The 16,209-nt window shown below is 65.9% G+C and carries 16 protein-coding genes and 1 tRNA gene; 5 read left to right on the forward strand and 12 right to left on the reverse strand.

The window, feature by feature from the left end:
* Positions 1-32 precede the first annotated feature (32 nt).
* From AC1DQQ_RS16320 to AC1DQQ_RS16330, 3 genes are all read right to left on the reverse strand, one after another.
* On the reverse strand, positions 33-290 hold the full coding sequence (locus tag AC1DQQ_RS16320; protein ID WP_478043134.1) for a hypothetical protein: 258 nt from the start codon (positions 288-290) through the stop codon (positions 33-35).
* A gap of 7 nt (positions 291-297) precedes the next feature.
* Positions 298-777, reverse strand: coding sequence for a YaiI/YqxD family protein (locus tag AC1DQQ_RS16325; RefSeq protein WP_478045815.1), 480 nt, complete (start codon positions 775-777; stop codon positions 298-300).
* Between the two features lie 65 nt (positions 778-842).
* Positions 843-2,615: a DEAD/DEAH box helicase gene (locus AC1DQQ_RS16330; RefSeq protein ID WP_478045816.1), complete on the reverse strand. Its 1,773-nt coding sequence runs from the start codon at positions 2,613-2,615 to the stop codon at positions 843-845.
* Between the two features lie 346 nt (positions 2,616-2,961).
* Here AC1DQQ_RS16330 and AC1DQQ_RS16335 point away from each other — a divergent pair, with 346 nt between their 5' ends.
* From AC1DQQ_RS16335 to AC1DQQ_RS16345, 3 genes are all read left to right on the forward strand, one after another.
* Positions 2,962-5,424 (forward strand): TonB-dependent receptor, encoded by a 2,463-nt coding sequence (locus tag AC1DQQ_RS16335; protein WP_478045817.1) that lies wholly within the window; start codon positions 2,962-2,964, stop codon positions 5,422-5,424.
* Positions 5,424-6,887, forward strand: coding sequence for a CehA/McbA family metallohydrolase (locus AC1DQQ_RS16340; protein WP_478045819.1), 1,464 nt, complete (start codon positions 5,424-5,426; stop codon positions 6,885-6,887). Before AC1DQQ_RS16335 ends, AC1DQQ_RS16340 begins: the two co-directional genes overlap by 1 nt.
* Positions 6,888-6,990: 103 nt before the next feature.
* Positions 6,991-7,848 carry an oxidoreductase gene (locus tag AC1DQQ_RS16345; RefSeq protein WP_478045821.1) on the forward strand — a complete coding sequence of 286 codons (858 nt, stop codon included), beginning with the start codon at positions 6,991-6,993 and terminating at the stop codon, positions 7,846-7,848.
* On the opposite strand, the gene AC1DQQ_RS16350 is transcribed toward AC1DQQ_RS16345, so the two are convergent.
* Entirely contained in the window at positions 7,808-8,911 is a 1,104-nt protein-coding gene (locus AC1DQQ_RS16350) for an FUSC family protein (RefSeq protein ID WP_478045822.1), read from the reverse strand. The genes AC1DQQ_RS16345 and AC1DQQ_RS16350 overlap by 41 nt on opposite strands.
* Positions 8,912-8,966: 55 nt before the next feature.
* Positions 8,967-10,688, reverse strand: coding sequence for a VanW family protein (locus AC1DQQ_RS16355; RefSeq protein ID WP_478032584.1), 1,722 nt, complete (start codon positions 10,686-10,688; stop codon positions 8,967-8,969).
* 81 nt (positions 10,689-10,769) lie between these two features.
* Here AC1DQQ_RS16355 and AC1DQQ_RS16360 point away from each other — a divergent pair, with 81 nt between their 5' ends.
* Entirely contained in the window at positions 10,770-11,645 is an 876-nt protein-coding gene (locus tag AC1DQQ_RS16360; protein ID WP_478032585.1) for an alpha/beta hydrolase family protein, read from the forward strand.
* A gap of 16 nt (positions 11,646-11,661) precedes the next feature.
* On the opposite strand, the gene AC1DQQ_RS16365 is transcribed toward AC1DQQ_RS16360, so the two are convergent.
* Complete coding sequence (locus AC1DQQ_RS16365; protein ID WP_478032586.1) at positions 11,662-12,228, reverse strand: DUF4337 domain-containing protein; 567 nt, start codon at positions 12,226-12,228, stop codon at positions 11,662-11,664.
* A gap of 415 nt (positions 12,229-12,643) precedes the next feature.
* Positions 12,644-12,853 (reverse strand): hypothetical protein, encoded by a 210-nt coding sequence (locus AC1DQQ_RS16370; protein WP_478045824.1) that lies wholly within the window; start codon positions 12,851-12,853, stop codon positions 12,644-12,646.
* 129 nt (positions 12,854-12,982) lie between these two features.
* On the opposite strand from AC1DQQ_RS16370, the gene AC1DQQ_RS16375 reads away from it, so the two are divergent.
* The gene (locus tag AC1DQQ_RS16375; protein ID WP_478043137.1) at positions 12,983-13,237 is read left to right on the forward strand and encodes a hypothetical protein; all 255 of its coding nucleotides are present in this window, start codon (positions 12,983-12,985) and stop codon (positions 13,235-13,237) included.
* A gap of 116 nt (positions 13,238-13,353) precedes the next feature.
* Here the strand turns inward: AC1DQQ_RS16375 and rplA are convergent, their stop codons facing one another.
* The 5 genes from rplA to AC1DQQ_RS16400 form a co-directional block, all read right to left on the reverse strand.
* Complete coding sequence (gene rplA / locus AC1DQQ_RS16380) at positions 13,354-14,046, reverse strand: 50S ribosomal protein L1 (RefSeq protein ID WP_478032589.1); 693 nt, start codon at positions 14,044-14,046, stop codon at positions 13,354-13,356.
* A gap of 4 nt (positions 14,047-14,050) precedes the next feature.
* Complete coding sequence (gene rplK / locus AC1DQQ_RS16385; protein ID WP_066810582.1) at positions 14,051-14,482, reverse strand: 50S ribosomal protein L11; 432 nt, start codon at positions 14,480-14,482, stop codon at positions 14,051-14,053.
* Positions 14,483-14,909: 427 nt separating this feature from the next.
* Complete coding sequence (gene nusG / locus AC1DQQ_RS16390) at positions 14,910-15,449, reverse strand: transcription termination/antitermination protein NusG (RefSeq protein ID WP_066810584.1); 540 nt, start codon at positions 15,447-15,449, stop codon at positions 14,910-14,912.
* Between the two features lie 8 nt (positions 15,450-15,457).
* On the reverse strand, positions 15,458-15,655 hold the full coding sequence (gene secE / locus AC1DQQ_RS16395; protein WP_066822705.1) for a preprotein translocase subunit SecE: 198 nt from the start codon (positions 15,653-15,655) through the stop codon (positions 15,458-15,460).
* Between the two features lie 339 nt (positions 15,656-15,994).
* Positions 15,995-16,071 (reverse strand) — tRNA-Trp (locus tag AC1DQQ_RS16400).
* Between the last annotated feature and the right edge of the window lie 138 nt (positions 16,072-16,209).

Consider the following 16,209-nt stretch of genomic DNA (forward strand, 5'->3'; position numbering starts at 1 on the left):
CCCTCCCGCATGCGGGAGGGGAGAATAGTTGGTCAGCCTTCGGCCTTGTCGGCCATATCCATGAAATTGCGCGCGGCGTTGCGATCCGCCTCGTCCTTGAACGCGACATCGAGGTCGGGCGCGACGCCGAGCATATACATCAAGGTCCACAAGGCGAAGCGCCGCGGGCGGTCCTTTTCCAGGCCCAGCTCGACCCGCATCCGCTCGGTCCCCGCCTCGAACGAAGCAGGCGTCAGCGTGGCCATATCGGCAGTGCCGAAATAGTGGCGCAGGCGATCGTCGAGATCCATGGCTCGATTAACGCGCCCGGACCAGCGCGGCGTCAAGCGCTTGCAGAAAGCGCGAGCGGTCGGTCTTGGTGAAGGCGGCCGGCCCGCCGATCTGGTCGCCCCCCGCGCGCAGATCGGCCATGATCGCTCGCGTCGCGATCGCCGCGCCGATCGAACTTGTCGTGAATGGCTTGCCGGTGGGGGAGAGTACTTGCGCGCCCGCCTTGAGCGCGCGGTCGGCGAGCAGAATGTCGGCGGAGATCACCACCGCGCCCGGCCCTGCGGCCTCGGCGATCCAGTCGTCGGCGGCGTCGAACGCATCGCTCACCACGACGCGTGTGATCAGCGGATGCGCGGGGACGCGGAGATGGCTGTTGCTGACTACCCAGACGGGGACCTCGAGCCGCCAGGCGACCTTGTAGATCTCGTCCTTGACCGGGCAGGCATCGGCATCGACCAGGATGCGACGGCCGGTAGCTGCGGGATTAGCCGTCGCGTCAGACGTCATGAGGTCTCAACTCCCGTTCCCTTGACACGAACGGAGAGCGGAGAGTGCTTCGCCGGACGGTAGCGTCAAGCACGCGGCGGGCGCGGTCCCTTGTTCGGAGCGCCGCCCTTGCGATGCGCATGCGGCGGACGGCCGCGGCCGGCGGGCGGGCCCTGACGGCGCGGGGCGCCGCCCTGGCCGTCGCCGGTCGGTGCGGCACGATGCAGCGTCGCGCGGGCCGGTGCGGGCGCGGGAGCGGGGCTTGAGCCCTCGACCGGCTCGATCCGCACGCCGCTATCGTCCTCGCCATCGGCGCCCGCGCTCTTGAGCACGGCGGCGGCGAACCGCGCCGCGATGCCGCGCGGGATCTGGAAGCCGGTCTCGTTGGCCTGGATGCGGATCGCGCCGACCTCGTTCTTCGTGATCCCGCCGCGGCGGCAGATCAACGGCAGGATCCAGCGCGGATCGGCATTTTGGCGGCGGCCGATATTCATGCGGAACCACACCGTGTCGTCGAAGCCCTGGCGGTGATGCGCCTTGGGCCCTTCGGGCACGCGGTCGATCATTTCCTCGGGCGCGGGCATCGCGGCCCGGTGAGCGTGGACCAAGGCCGCGGCGATTTCCTGCGGCGATTTGTTCTTGAGCAACTCCTCGCCGATCACCCAATCGTCGGGATCGGGCTCGACCGGCTGGCTCAGCGCCTCGATCAGGCGGTCGCGATCCTTGGTGCGGATGTCGTCGACGGTCGGCACCGGCACCCATTCGGCGGCGATGCGCGCCGAGCGCAGCATCATCTCGACACGCCGGCGGCGCGGATAGGGGACGATCAGCACCGCGGTGCCCTTCTTGCCCGCGCGGCCGGTGCGGCCCGAGCGGTGCTGGAGCACTTCGGCGTCACGCGGCATCTCGACATGGACGACGAGGCTGAGCGTGGGGAGATCGATGCCGCGCGCGGCGACGTCGGTCGCGACGCAGACGCGCGCGCGGCGATCGCGCAGCGCCTGGAGCGCGTGGTTGCGCTCGTTCTGCGAATGCTCACCCGACAAGGCAACCGCCGCGAAGCCGCGTTCGACCAGGCTGGCATGGAGATGCCGGACATTGTCGCGCGTCGCGCAGAACAGCATCGCCGTCTCCGCCTCGTAGAAACGGAGCAGGTTGATCACCGCATGTTCGATATCCGCCGGCGCGACCGCCACAGCCTGGTACGAGATGTCGCCATGCCCGCGCTCTTCGCCGACGGTCGAGATGCGCAGCGCATCGCGCTGATACTTCTTGGCGAGCGCGACGATCTGACGCGGCAACGTCGCCGAGAACAGCAAGGTGCGGCGTTCGGCGGGGGCGGCGTCGAGCAAGGTCTCGAGGTCCTCGCGAAAGCCCATGTCGAGCATCTCGTCGGCCTCATCGAGCACGGCGACGCGCAAGCTCGACAGATCGAGCGCACCGCGCTCGCCGTGATCGCGCAAGCGGCCCGGCGTGCCGACGACGACGTGCACGCCCTGCGCCAGCACGCGGCGCTCGCGCGAGGGATCCATGCCGCCGACGCAGGTGGCGATGCGCGCACCGGTCTTGGCGTAGAGCCACGACAATTCCTTGGCGACCTGAAGCGCGAGCTCGCGGGTCGGGGCGATCACCAACGCGAGCGGCGCGCCGGCGGGCGGGGTCTGGCCTTTGTGGAGCAGCTCCTCGGCCATGGCGAGGCCGAACGCGACGGTCTTGCCCGACCCGGTCTGCGCGGACACCAGCAGGTCGCGGCCATTGGACTCAGGCTTGCTGACTTCGGCCTGGACGGGAGTGAGTGCTTCGTAACCGCGCGCGGTCAGCGCCTCGGCAAGCAACGGGGGAAGGTGGGAAAAGGGCATTCTGTCTCGATGGCAATAACGGCGTCGGCCCGGAGCGACTGGCGCCGGGCAGGTAACGCGGTACGGATGTGGATTGGTCAGGGCCTCTACCCGCTTTTTGGCGATTTGGCAAAAGCGGGAGTGGAGGCATAGACTTGGGTTATGGGCGAGCGCACAAAAGAGCGCGCTCACCCTCTTTGCAATCAAACTGACCCGGTGACGTCACAGCGCTGACACCGGCGCGTCACCGCTCTGCAAAAACCCATCCCTAGGCGCGGCGCGACAGCAGAATCGCTGCACCAGCAAAAGGGATAAAAGGGTGGCCAACCGAGCACTTACCGTGCGCTGCGGAATCGTAGCGTTTCTCTTGACTGCGAGCCCCTCGGCACTTGCCCAGAGCGCACCGGTAGCTGTCGACAGCGATGCGGCGCCCGACGCGCAGACCGACCAGGACATTGTCGTCACCGGCCGTGCCGGCGCGGGCGAGCGCACCAAGCTCGATACCAGCTATGCGATCACCACGCTCAACAACGATGCGCTGCGCTCGCGCGCCGCGTCGAGCGTCACCGAGACGCTGAAGTCGGTCCCCGGCTTCTGGGTCGAGGCATCGGGCGGCGAAGGATCGGGCAACGTCCGCGCGCGCGGCATCCCGGTCGACGGGTTCGGATCGATCAACCTGCTCGAAGACGGCCTGCCGGTGCAGCACGATCCGGCGCTGGGCTATCTCAATGCCGACCAGGCGTTCCGCATGGATGAGTCGATCGACCGCGTCGAAGTGGTGCGCGGCGGTCCGTCTTCGGTTTTCTATTCGAACGCGCCCGGCGGCGTGGTCAATTTCATCACTCGCAAGCCGGGCGACGAATTGTCGGGCCGCGCGCGCATGCTTTACGGCCCAACCGCCGACCTGTTCCGCTTCGACGGCTGGGTCGGCACGCCGCTGGCCGATGGCTGGAAGTTCGATGTGGGCGGCTTCTACCGCAACGAGCGCGGCGTTCGCGATCCGGGCTATACCGGCAACAAAGGCGGCCAGATCCGCGCCGATCTGTCGAAGGATTTCGGCAACGCACAGATCGCGCTCAGCTACAAACATCTGGCGGATGACGCGATCTTTTACACCGGCATCCCGCTGACCAAGGATTCCGACGGCAATATCGTCAGCCTGCCGGGGTTCAACGCCAATTACGACACCACCGCCAGCCGCGAGACGGCGTTCCTGACGCTCAAAAGCGCCAACGGCCCGGTGTTCTTCGACAATACCCAGGGGACGCGCATCCGGCTCAACCAATATTCGGCGATGGCGGATTGGGAGTTCGCGCCCGGCTGGAAATTGTCGAACAAGGCGCGCTATCGTGACAGCAACACGGTGCGCAACGGCGTCTATCCCGCCTCGATCAGCACGGCGGCGGCGTTGCTGACTCAATATGGATCGTCGCTGCTCAAGGCTTATCCTGGCGCGACCAATGTCCAGCTCCGCTATGTCGATACCGGCCAGGCGTTCGACGTGGCCAACCAGAACGGCAATGGCGACGTGTTCATCAACGCGGCGCGCCCGGTAACGGTCGACGAGAGCGAGTTCGTCGATGACCTCCATCTCGCCCACCGTTTCCAGATGGGCAGCATGACGCACGATTTCGCGTTGGGATTCTATTACGCGCATATCCGCGAGACCTTCAAACGCTACTCGGCCTCGACCGTGCAGGACGTGTCGGGCAATTCGCGGCTGCTCGATCTTGTCGCGCTCAACGCGGCGGGTCAGGTGGTCGGCGCGCTGACCCAGAACGGCGTCAGCCGCTACGGATCGGAATTCGCCAACGGCTATGGCAAGTCGGACGTCTTCGCCCTCTACGGCTCGGACGAGTGGCAGATCACGCCGCAATTGCGCCTCGACGGCGGCATCCGCTGGGAAAAGGTCACCGCCAAGGGCGCGCAGGAAGGCCAGAAAACCGTCAATCTCGGCGACCCGACCACTCTCGCGGACGATCAGGTGCTGACCGGCAACGGCGTCTTCACGCCCTATGACCGCAATTTCGACCATGTCGGCTACACGATCGGCGCCGATTGGCAGTTCAGCCACAGCGCGGGGGTGTTCGCGCGCTATACCTCGGCATTCCGCATGCCGAGCGTGGGCAGCTTCATCACCTCCGCCAACGCGCAGCCGGTGACGCAGGGGATCAAGATGTGGGAAGCAGGGTTCAAGCTCTCGACCCCGTTGGTCAGCTTTTACGCGACCGGGTTTCTGACGGATTTCGATGCCTATTCGATCGGCAACACCCAGTTCGACCCGAAGACGTTGGGCTATATCACCCAGACCGTCTACACCGACACCCGCGATTATGGTGTCGAGCTCGAAGGCACGATCCGGCCGGTTTCGTGGTTCGACCTCACGATCAACGCGACGATCCAGAACCCGACCTTCCGCAACCTCAAGTATAACGAACTGTCGGGCACGACGTTGATCCCGCGCGATTATTCGGGTCACCAGCTGCTCCGCGTCCCCAAACTCGGGCTGCGCGCCACCCCGGCGGTGACCCTGCTCGACGGGCGTTTCCGCGCGCAGATGGACGTGGAGCATTATTCGAAACGCTATGCCGACGCCGCCAACATTTCGAAGTTGCCGGCCTATACCGTGCTCAACGCCAGCGTGCGGTTCAAGCTGACCGACCGCATCTCGTTCTGGGCTTATGGCGACAATCTGACCAACGCGATCGGGCTGACCGAAGGCAATCCGCGCGCGGGTGAGCTGACCAGCGGCCAGGCCAACGACCAATTGTTCATCGGCCGGCCGATCTTCGGCCGCAATTTCCGCTTCGCCGTCGACTTCGCCTTCTGATGCGCAGATTTCATCTTTTCGTCGCGCTGATCCTGGCCGCCCTCGCCGCTCCGGCGGCGATGGCCGGCCAAGATCAGGCGCAGCCCGACGTGACCGTCGCCGGCGTCATCACCGGCAAGGATGCGCAGACCTATCGCGAGATTCCGTTCGACGTCCCCGCGGGCGTCGAGCGGATCACGGTCGCTTTGTCCTATGACAAGACCAACAAGACGGTGATCGACCTCGGCGTGTGGGATTCGAAGCAGTTTCGCGGCTGGAGCGGCGGCTCGTACGACAAAGTGACGATCGCGCCGAGCGACGCGACGCCGGGCTACCTGCCGGGACCGATCCCGACCGGCCGTTGGCACGTCCAGTTCGGGGTGCCCAATGCTCGCCCGAACAGCAGCGCCGCCTATAAAGTGAGGGTCTATTTCGACCGCGGCAGCTCGGCGCGCGCGAGCGCCGCGATCGCCAACCCGCCGCTCGTCGACAGACCCGATTGGTATCGCGGCGACCTTCATATGCACGACGCCAACAGCGACGGCAGTTGCAAGAGCCAGCTTGGGCGCAAGGTGCCGTGTCCGCTGTTCCGGACGGTCGAGGCGGCGAGCGCGTTGGGGCTCGATTTCATCGCGGTGACCGACCACAATACCGTCGCGCATTTCGATGATCTGCGCGAGCTGCAGCCCTGGTTCGACAAGATGCTGCTGATCCCGGGCGTGGAGGTCACCACCTTTCGCGGCCATACCAACATCTTCGGGCCATCGCGTTTCGTCGATTTCCGCGTCGGCACGCCCGGCGTTCCCAATCTTCCCGCGCTCGAGAAGAGTATCGCCGCTGCCGGCGCGATCATGTCGATCAACCATCCGGCGTCGCCGAGTGGCGAAATCTGCATGGGCTGCGGCTGGCTGTGGACCGACACCGACTGGAGCCAAGTGACCGCGGTCGAGGCGGTCAACGGCGTCAATGTCGAGGGCCCCTATGCCGGGCTCGGTTTCTGGTACGCCCGGCTCAACGAAGGCAAGCGCCTGACCGGGATCGGCGGCAGCGATACGCACGACCCCGACGGTCCGTCGCGGATCGGGCGGCCGACCACCGTGGTCTATGCCGACAGCCTGTCGGTTCCCGGCATCACTGCCGGGATCAAACGCGGCAACGTGTTCATCGACACCGAGGGGACGCGCGACCGTTTGCTCGAAATGGCGGTCGTATCCGGCGGGCGTCGTGCGGTAATGGGCGAACGGCTGCGTCCCAACGCGACGCTGTCGATGGAACTGCACCTGGTCGCCGTACGCGGCGCGGCGGTCGAGGTCATCGCCAATGGCAAGGCGTTGGCCGGCCTGGGCTCGACGATCGACAGCGACGATGCGCGCATGAAGGTATCGCTCGATCGTGCACGAGCGTGTGGCTGGATCAGCGCCAATGTGCGCGGCAAGACCGGGCTGCTGCTGATCGGCAACCCCGTCTATATCGACTGCCGCTGAGGCGTTGGTTCTCGCAGTCCGGTGACGGGCGTCCGGCGGTTGTCGCCGGGCGCCCGCGATCCCATCTCTCTTGGTGCGATCTTCCCCAATAAGAGGTGCCCTGATGACGCTCCCCGCCGATCCCGTCTGGTTCATCACTGGCTGCTCGACCGGCTTCGGCCGAGAGCTCGCCAAAATCGTGCTCGATCGCGGCTGGCGCGTGATGGCGACGGCACGTGGCAAGGAGCGTGTCGCCGATATCGTCGAGATCGCGCCCGATCGGGCGCTGGCGGTCGACCTCGACGTCACCGACAAAGCGCAGATCGATGCGGCGGTGGCGGCGGCGAAGGACAGGTTCGGCCGGATCGACGTGCTCGTGAACAATGCCGGCTATGGCTATCAGAGCGCGATCGAGGAAGGCGAGGATCGGGAGATACGCGATCAGTTCGAGGCCAATGTCTTCGGCCTGTTCGCGATAACGCGCGCGGTGCTGCCGGTGATGCGCGAGCAGGGCAGCGGCAATATCGTCAACATCAGTTCGGTCGGCGGTTTGGTCGGATTTCCTGCCTCCGGCTATTATTCGGCGACCAAGCATGCGGTCGAGGGTTTCACCGATTCCCTCCGCGCCGAAGTCGGGCCGCTCGGCATCGCCGCGATGTGCGTCGAGCCGGGGCCGTTCCGCACCGATTGGGCTGGCCGCTCGCTGCGCCAGACCAGGAACCGGATCGAGGCTTATGCCGAGACCGCGGGCAAGCGCATGGCGACGACCAGCGGTTATAGCGGCGAGCAACCGGGCGACCCGGTCCGCGCCGGCGAGGCGATCATCGAAGCGGTGTCGCGCAGCGACGTGCCGCGGCACCTGGTGCTCGGCAGGTTCGCGTATGAGACAGCGGTGGCGAAGCTGAAGGAGCGTCTGGCGATCATCGAGGGTGATCGCGACCTCAGTCTGGGCGCCGACTATCCGGAGATGGCCGAGGCATAAACCGGCGGGCGGCCAGGAACGCGGTGATCACCAACCCCGCAGCGATGAGAGTGGCGATGAGCCGGTCGATCAGCAGCCCTTGGCCGATCGTCTCGCCGCCGCTGGTCAGCAGCATGATCAGCGGCGTGGTTGCCGCGGTATAAGCGACATAGCTGCGGTTCCTGAGCCACGGGCTCAGCGCCGCGAGCGTCGCGATGATCGCGACGAGCGCCCAACCCGGTAACGGATGGATAGCGATCGCTTCGGTCGCCACCACACCCGCCGCCACGCCAAGCGCGCGCTGCGAGACCTTGGCGACAAGATTGTCGCTTTGCCGTTGCGTGAGCAAGGAGACGGCAACTGCGATCCAGCTGTAGTGATGCTGCGGGAACGCGCCCCGAATTGCGGCTGCGCAGGTGAGGCAGGCCATCAACCGGACCGGGTAATTCCATGCCGCCCAGGTCCGGAGCGTCCCGCGCCAGCGGCGGAACTTCTGCTCGAAGCTCGCGGTCGATTCGCGTTCGCTCGCCACGATTGACCCGATGTCGAATCGCCGCGCCGCCACACCGATCGCCAACCCGCAGAGCGCCGCCCATAATGCCCCCTCGGCGATGAGAACCACCAGGGCGATCCGGTTGGGCGTGTGCGCCGCGACACCGAGTCCGATCGTTGCAAAGATGATGAAGCGCTGGCTCGCGACCGCCATCGGCCGGCTGAATCCGCCGAGCAGCGCCGCGGCACCGGCGGCAAGCACCAGCCCCACGTCGCTCCGCGGTCCGTGCTGGGCGATGATCGCGGCCGCCACCGCGGCGGCGATCGCCGCGACGACGATGTCACGGACGATCCGCCAATGCTCTTTCAGACTTGCGCCGCGCGGCGCGGCGCCGACCCACATCGCGCCGAGCGAAGCGGCCAGGCCGATATTGGGCCGCCCGATCAACACGCCGATCAGGATCGGCACGCCCATGCCGAGCGCGGTGACCGCCATCGCCGAGGGATCGAGCGCATCCGCGCCGTCCCATTCCAACGCCCCGCCGAACACCGCGCGGGTGCCGTGGACAGCTCGAGAAAAAGCAGGGCTCATGCTCGCGCGGCTAGGGCTGGCCTCCATGATGAGGCAAGGAGACGATGAGCCAAGCTTAGGAAAGCAGTCGCCGGATCGCGTCGCGCAAGCCGGTTGCGTCGCAGGGTTCGATCAGCGTCAGGCCCGGTTGCGGCGGCAGGCCGCATGCTTCGGTGGCGATCACCGGCAAGTCAGCGGCAAGCGCGCGGAGCAAGGTCGCAGGGCGATGCTCGACGATCGCGGGCAGGATCACGCCGGCGAGTTCGCCCGGCACTCCCTGGGCCAGGCGAACGTCGCGATCGCCCCAGAAATCCGGTTGCTCTTCGCCTGGGCGCTCGATCAACAACGCGATGTCGAGTTGCTCCATTGCCTCGCGCATCGCATGCGCACCTTTGCGCGCGAGGGCAGGGCCCGCGAACAGGAAAGTACGGCCGCCGCGCGTAACGGGCAGGGGCGTCGCTGCCTGCCAGTCGATCAGGTCGACGCGTGCCGACGGAAAACGGGCGGCAATCGCGCGATGTGGCGTGATCAGCCGAACCGCTTCGCCCAGCGCCGCACGCTCTGCCGCGGCGATCGCCTCCGGCGCGCGGAAATCGCCGAGCGTCGCGCTATCGGGATAAAGATCGCGCGCGGCGTCCAGCACGCGATGCATCGCGTCGATCGGCAAGCGGTCGAGCAACACCTCGAAGCTGCGACCCCGTAACGCCCCCACCCGCCAGAGATGCGGCAGCAGCGCCTGCGCGATGACGAGATGCGTGTGCGTCGCGCCGAGCTTGCGCGCATAGGCGGCCGCCAGCCGCGCATCGGCGTCGAGCAGCACGCGCGCTCGCGGCGTGCCCGGTCCCATGCCACGCAAGGCAAGCGAGCGGCGCAGCGCGGCGAGGTCGGCGCTATATTCGCGCGCGATGACGGGCCAGCCCGCCGCGGCTTTGCCAACCCGGCGCGACGGCAGCATCAGCAGGTCGTCCGGCCCGGCTCGGTCGCGCAGCAACGCGGCGAATTCGGGGCTCGCGCCATCGACCAGCCAAGCGGTGGGCGTGCTGGTATCGATGTCGTCGGGATCGTGGCGATGGCAAGTCGTCTGGCCGCAGGTCAGGCAATCGTGCGCGATCGCACCGGTCAGGACATCGGGAGTGGGTACGGAAGCGCCGGGGATGTCGCCACGGATCGTCAGTTCGAGCTCGTCGGCGCTCAGCCGCGCCTCGATGCGGAACGGCCGCGGCGAACGGATGCGGAAATCGAGGTAATTCCAGAATACCGTGGCGTCGCGCCCCACTTCGGCGCGCGATCCGGGAACCACGCGCGTGTGGGCATGGCGCTCGACCACGTCCAGCCCGGCGTCGAGCACCGCTTCGTGGAGCGCGTTGGACAATTGGCAGAGGCCACCGCCGACGGTCGCGATCATGCAGCCTTCGCGCAGCTCGCGTCCTTCGACGAAGCCGCGGCGGCGCAGCGGTTTGCCGACCTGGCGCCAGAAGCTGAGCACTTCACCCGCGCCGACCTCGATCCCGTCGAGCCCCGAAATCGCCGCGCGCAAATTCTGGATCTTGCCGGCGTTGAGCGCGCGGTCCTTGGCACCCCCGCGCGTGGTCCAGAGCGGCGAGCGGATCGTCGCGAGCACGGGAGCGGCCGTCAGTGTCTCGCCTCGGCGATGACGTTTTGGGGCGTCGAGCGTGAGATCGGCGCCTGCACGGCGCAGGCGCAGCAATGCGGCCTTGGTCTCGAACACCAGATTGCCGACACGCGTTGGTACCGCGCGGTCGGGCAGGGCGGTGACGTTTGCCAGCCGATCACTCATTGCACGCCGCACCTCTCGCCGAGACTATCGCGCGCGAAGGCGCTATCAGGCAAGACCAAGATAGCTGGCGGGGGAAAGCGCATGATGTTGAGGCGGATCGTCATCGGATTGGTCGCGCTCGCCGCACCTGCTACCGCATTGTCCGGACAGTCGGTTCCCCCGGCGATCTACACCGATCCCGCGCCCGACCCGAAGCACCCCGCGCGGATGGACGTGTTGCACATCCCGAGCAGCGGCGTGGCGATCAATGGTGTCGCCTATGTCCCCGCGGGCGCAGGGCCGCATCCCGTCGTGGTGCTGTGTCATGGCTTGCCCGGCAATGAGAAGAATCTGGACCTGGCACAGGCATTGCGGCGAGCGGGCTGGACCGTGGTCACGTTCAACTATCGCGGGTCATGGGGCAGTCCCGGCCAATATAGCTTCGCCAACGATCTGGCCGACGCCGACGCGGTGCTGGCCTATCTGCGCACGCCCGCGTCGGTCGCGGCACTCGGCAGCGACACCAAGCGGATGGTGTTGATCGGCCATAGCCTGGGGGGCTGGGTCACGCTGATGACGGCGGCGCACGACAAGGGGCTGATCGGCGCGGCGGCGATATCGGCGGCCGATGTCGGCTTGATCGGAAAGCTGCCGCGCGATGCGGCGATCAAGCGGCTCGAGGGCGCCGGGCTGGAGACGCTCACAACAACTAGCTCGAGCGAAGCCGACGAAGCGATCGCCAGGAGCGATGCCTATGATTTCATCAACGCGGCCCCGGGTCTCAAGCGACTGCCGTTGCTGTTGCTGACATCCGACGACGGGCTGCGCGGTCCCGCCGAAGCGCTGGGCGCATCAATCCGCAGGCAGGGTGGGGACAAGGTCGCGGCGGTCCATGTCGCGACCGATCACAGCTGGTCCGACGCGCGAATCCGGCTCGAGAGCGAGATCATCCGCTGGCTCGACACGCTGCCCAAATAAGCTGGTCGGCGGCGCCTCAACCCAGGAAGTTACTGAGGACGTCGGGGTGGAACCCGAACTTGGCGAAACCGCAAATGCCCATGAAGATTCCGAACGCGCCGAAGAACCATGATCCGAACAGCAGCATCGGGCTTTCCGCGAGCGCCGCGACCGCGGCCATCGCGATCGCGGTCGAGATCGCCGCCTCGCTCGCGTCGAATTGATCGTCATGCACGTTGAGCGCGTCGTAATTGTCGGCTTGCGCCTGGGCCTGGGCCTTCAGCTTGGGCGTTTCGGTGCGATATTTGGCGATGTCCGCGTCGAGCCGGGCGAGCGTCGCCTTCGACGCTTCGCTGGTCGCGGGCGTGGTCGCCAGCACGGCGATCTCGCTCCGCGCGGTCTCCGATATGTGCAGTTTGGTGCGGGTCGCCTGATATTCGTTCCAGCTATCGACCGAGTCCGCCTTGGCTTGCTGCATGGTCTGGACGAGGTTGCCGTCCTTGATGTTGCAGAGGCCAGTGAAGATCGACAGGATCACCACCGTGAGCGCGACCGCGCGGTTGAGCCTCTTGTCCTTCGCTTCGGCGCTGACTTCGACTTCCACGGCTCGACTCCTGCTCGCGAACGGCGCCTCTTTCGGCCGGTTTTGGCAGTTCGTAAATCGGGAATGAGGCGGGCTGATAATCCCCCTCCCGCCTGCGGGAGGGGTTAGGGGAGGGCGTGCCTATCTCCGTGTGCCGTGACAAGCCCTCCCCCGGCCCCTCCCGCGAGCGGGAGGGGAGTGTGAGCTCAGCCTCGGATGCGGATCGCGGCGTCGATCAACGTCACCAGCCCGGCCGCGAGGGCGAACGCGATCAACAGCCAGTAGCCCGGGCCGAACGCGGTGGCGTTGTCGGGATTGGCGGTGTCGTACCAGATCGTATGCGCTCCCGCCGGTCGCCAGCCCGCGCGGACATAGCGTTTGACCTCGGCAGAATGCCGATCGCCATGCTCGTCGACGTAATGGACCGTCTCTTCGATCAGACGCCGATGGTCGCGTCGGTGAGCCGCCAGCCGCGCGGGGTACCGAAGCCCCAGAAGTCGTCACGTCGCTCGGCATCGCTATAGTCGGTCGCCCACACCGCCGCCGCCGCCGGCCGCCAGGCGGTGAACAGCGTGACCGCACGGTACACGCAATAGAGCAGCCCGAGCATCAGCGCCGGCGCGGCCAGGGTGATGAAGTCCCGCATCGGTGCTGGGTTAGCGGGGAAATCTGCCGATACGGTAAAACGAAGGGGAGAGGCGTGATGACCGCTAACGACCCAGTTGCGGACATCGCATGCTGCCCCCTAAGCGTAGCTCAACAACAGGAGCAACGAATGCCGAACGGGAAGGCGGGCGATCACCCGCTCACGGATATACTGCACTACGGCTCTTCGGAGTTTGGCGAGCCTGTCGACAGCTTGGTCAAGGAAATGGCGCAGTCTGAACGATTTTTTCAGGTGCGCGATGATGTTGCCAAGGTGTTGTGGGATTGCTCCCCCGCGTGGAGACAGTCCGAAAAGGAAACGCTTATCGCTACTGCGATCGACGAGCTCCGCGCTCTGCAACAGAAACTCGCCGAGGGCAGCTAACCACCCAATAACGATCCTCGGACCAACGCTTCGGGAAATGGTCTAAACACGAAACGAAAGGGGCCGGGAGATCGCTCTCCCAGCCCCATCCACTCGTTTAAGCTTCAGTCGATCGCTTACGCGCCCGCAACCTCGGCTACGTCGATCTTGATGCCCGGGCCCATCGTCGAGCTGACCGCCAGCTTGCGGACGTACTTGCCCTTGGCGCCCGACGGCTTGGCCTTGACGATCGCGTCGACCAGCGCGTCGAAATTCGCGCGCAGGTCGGCGGCCGGGAACGACGCCTTGCCGATGCCCGAATGGATGATGCCGGCCTTTTCGACGCGATATTCGACCTGGCCGCCCTTGGCCGCCTTGACCGCCGCGGCGACGTCCATCGTCACGGTGCCCAGCTTCGGGTTCGGCATCAGGCCCTTGGGACCCAGCACCTTACCCAGGCGACCGACGATACCCATCATGTCCGGGGTCGCGATGCAGCGATCGAAATCGATCGTGCCGCCCTGTACGATTTCCATCAGGTCCTCGGCACCGACCACGTCGGCACCAGCGGCCTTCGCTTCGTCGGCCTTGGCGCCCTTGGCGAACACGCCGACGCGGACGTCCTTGCCGGTGCCCTTGGGCAGGGTCACGACGCCGCGGACCATCTGGTCGGCGTGGCGCGGATCAACGCCCAGGTTGATCGCGACTTCAATCGTCTCGTCGAACTTGCTGGTCGCATTGGCCTTGGCGAGACCGATCGCCTCGTCAACGCCGTGCAGCTTCTCGCGGTCGATCGTGATCGCCTTGTTCTTCTTGCTCACGAAAGTCATCGGTTCAGCCCTCCACCACTTCGAGGCCCATCGCGCGGGCGGAGCCTTCGATGATGCGGGTCGCCGCGTCGATATCGTTGGCGTTCAGGTCCTTCATCTTCACTTCGGCGATCTTCGACAGCTCGGAGCGCTTGATCTTGCCCGCGGAGACCTTGCCCGGCTCCTTCGAGCCCGACTTGAGGTTCGCGGCCTTCTTGATCAGGAACGTCGCCGGCGGGGTCTTGGTCTCGAACGAGAACGACCGGTCGGCATAGACGGTGATGATCGTCGGGATCGGCGTGCTCTTCTCGAGGTCGCCGGTCGCGGCGTTGAACGCCTTGCAGAATTCCATGATGTTGACGCCGCGCTGACCCAGCGCCGGGCCGATCGGCGGCGACGGATTGGCAGCACCCGCGGGCACCTGTAGCTTGATATAGCCTGTGATCTTCTTTGCCATTTTACTCACTCTGTAGTGGGCGATGGGGGTGAACCCGCCGCCCAGGTCAAGTTTAGCGGTCAGACGGGCGCGCGACGCGAACCCTCCCGCAATTCCACAGCTGTAGCTTAGGAAGGGCGGGCCGATAGCGGAAAGTGGGCCGGGAAGCAACAGCGTCGCAGCCGCACAGGATTAGCGTGAGCTAATCCTGAGACGGCGCCCGTCCGGCCGGCCTCGCGAAGCGAGGTCCGACGACGCGGAATTCACTTCCGCGTCGGATGCTGGGGGTGCGGGGAAACCGGGAAACAAATCCACTTCGGGAGCCCGACGCGGGAGTAAATCCCGCGTCGTCGGTCGGGTTCGGCTCCGCCGACCCGCCGGCCGGTCGAACGCCGTCTCGTGAATTAGCGCCGCTAATTCACGTGCGGTCGCTGCGTAAGGCTACGCCTTACTTGCTGCGCTCGACCTGCTCGAAATCCAGCTCGACCGGCGTCGCACGCCCGAAGATCGACACCGAGACCTTGACCTTCGACTTGTCGAAATCGAGCTCCTCGACGATGCCGTTGAACGACGCGAACGGGCCGTCGAGCACCTTGACCGAATCGCCGATCTCGTAATCGACCTTGACCTGCTGGCGCGGGGCGGAGGCGGCAGCCTCTTCCTTGCTGTTGAGCATGCGCGCGGCTTCGGCGTCGCTGATCGCCTGGGGCTTGCCGTTGGGGCCGAGGAAGCCGGTCACCTTGGGCGTGTTCTTGACCAGGTGATAGACGTCGTCGTTCATCGCGAGCTTGGCCAGCACATAGCCGGGCATAAATTTGCGCTCGACCTGGATCTTCTTGCCGCGGCGCGCCTCGGTGATCGTCTCGGTCGGAACCTCGATCTGTTCGACCAGTTGCTCGAGACCCATGCGGTTTGCTTCCGACAGGATCGCGTCGCGAACCTTGCCCTCAAAGCCCGAATAAGCGTGGATGATGTACCAGCGTGCCATGGGAAACCTTATTTCGCGAGGCTCAGCAGGTACTCGACGCCCGTGTCGAACACCTTGTCGATGGCGAAGAAGAACACCGCCAGGATGACCGTCATGATCATCACCATCACCCCGGTCATGACCGTCTCACGACGCGTCGGCCATACGACCTTGCGCGTCTCGGCCTGGACCTGCCGGATGAATTCCATGGGGGACGTTTTCGCCACGTGCCTGAACCTATGTAATCGTTGCCGAGTTTGGGGACATAGGACCGCCGCCCGGTCCCTCAAGGGGCACGGACGACAATCAATCCCGATTTCGGATTGAGGCGGAAATAGCGCTGCACCGATCGGAAGGCAAGCGTTCGCGCTAGATCGAGGATCAGGGCGTCGCCGCAATCGACCGTTCGTCGCGATTAACCATTTTCCGAGGGATCGCGACGGTTCCACCTGCGTTCGGCGCCCAACGTACCAGATCAGAGAGGCTCCATGGAACTCGACCATGCCACTATCCGGATTCTCGCCGCGATCGAACGCGAGCGGGACTATCCGGTCGAAGAGGAAGAGTGGCAGGGGAGCTCGGATTCGAACCGAGGGCCTTCGGTTTTGGAGACCGACGCTCTAACCAGCTGAGCTACACCCCTGTGCGGCGGATGCCTGTAGCGCCACCGCGCGCGGGCGGCAATAGTTAGACTCGTTTTCAGCTTCGCTGAGACGGTGCCGGCCCGCTCCCCCACCCGACCTCCCATAGAATACCCTGATTGGGAGGTCGGGTGGGGGAG

This window comes from Sphingomonas sp. P4_G3 (assembly GCF_056401105.1).

Bases quoted from the DNA above. Each gene is read 5' to 3' on its own strand.
- AC1DQQ_RS16320 (WP_478043134.1), bottom strand. From the start codon at position 290: ATGGATCTCGACGATCGCCTGCGCCACTATTTCGGCACTGCCGATATG.
- AC1DQQ_RS16325 (WP_478045815.1), bottom strand. From the start codon at position 777: ATGACGTCTGACGCGACGGCTAATCCCGCAGCTACCGGCCGTCGCATC.
- AC1DQQ_RS16330 (WP_478045816.1), bottom strand. From the start codon at position 2,615: ATGCCCTTTTCCCACCTTCCCCCGTTGCTTGCCGAGGCGCTGACCGCG.
- AC1DQQ_RS16340 (WP_478045819.1), top strand. From the start codon at position 5,424: ATGCGCAGATTTCATCTTTTCGTCGCGCTGATCCTGGCCGCCCTCGCC.
- AC1DQQ_RS16345 (WP_478045821.1), top strand. From the start codon at position 6,991: ATGACGCTCCCCGCCGATCCCGTCTGGTTCATCACTGGCTGCTCGACC.
- AC1DQQ_RS16350 (WP_478045822.1), bottom strand. From the start codon at position 8,911: ATGAGCCCTGCTTTTTCTCGAGCTGTCCACGGCACCCGCGCGGTGTTC.
- AC1DQQ_RS16355 (WP_478032584.1), bottom strand. From the start codon at position 10,688: ATGAGTGATCGGCTGGCAAACGTCACCGCCCTGCCCGACCGCGCGGTA.
- AC1DQQ_RS16360 (WP_478032585.1), top strand. From the start codon at position 10,770: ATGATGTTGAGGCGGATCGTCATCGGATTGGTCGCGCTCGCCGCACCT.
- AC1DQQ_RS16370 (WP_478045824.1), bottom strand. From the start codon at position 12,853: ATGCGGGACTTCATCACCCTGGCCGCGCCGGCGCTGATGCTCGGGCTG.
- AC1DQQ_RS16375 (WP_478043137.1), top strand. From the start codon at position 12,983: ATGCCGAACGGGAAGGCGGGCGATCACCCGCTCACGGATATACTGCAC.
- rplA (WP_478032589.1), bottom strand. From the start codon at position 14,046: ATGACTTTCGTGAGCAAGAAGAACAAGGCGATCACGATCGACCGCGAG.
- rplK (WP_066810582.1), bottom strand. From the start codon at position 14,482: ATGGCAAAGAAGATCACAGGCTATATCAAGCTACAGGTGCCCGCGGGT.
- nusG (WP_066810584.1), bottom strand. From the start codon at position 15,449: ATGGCACGCTGGTACATCATCCACGCTTATTCGGGCTTTGAGGGCAAG.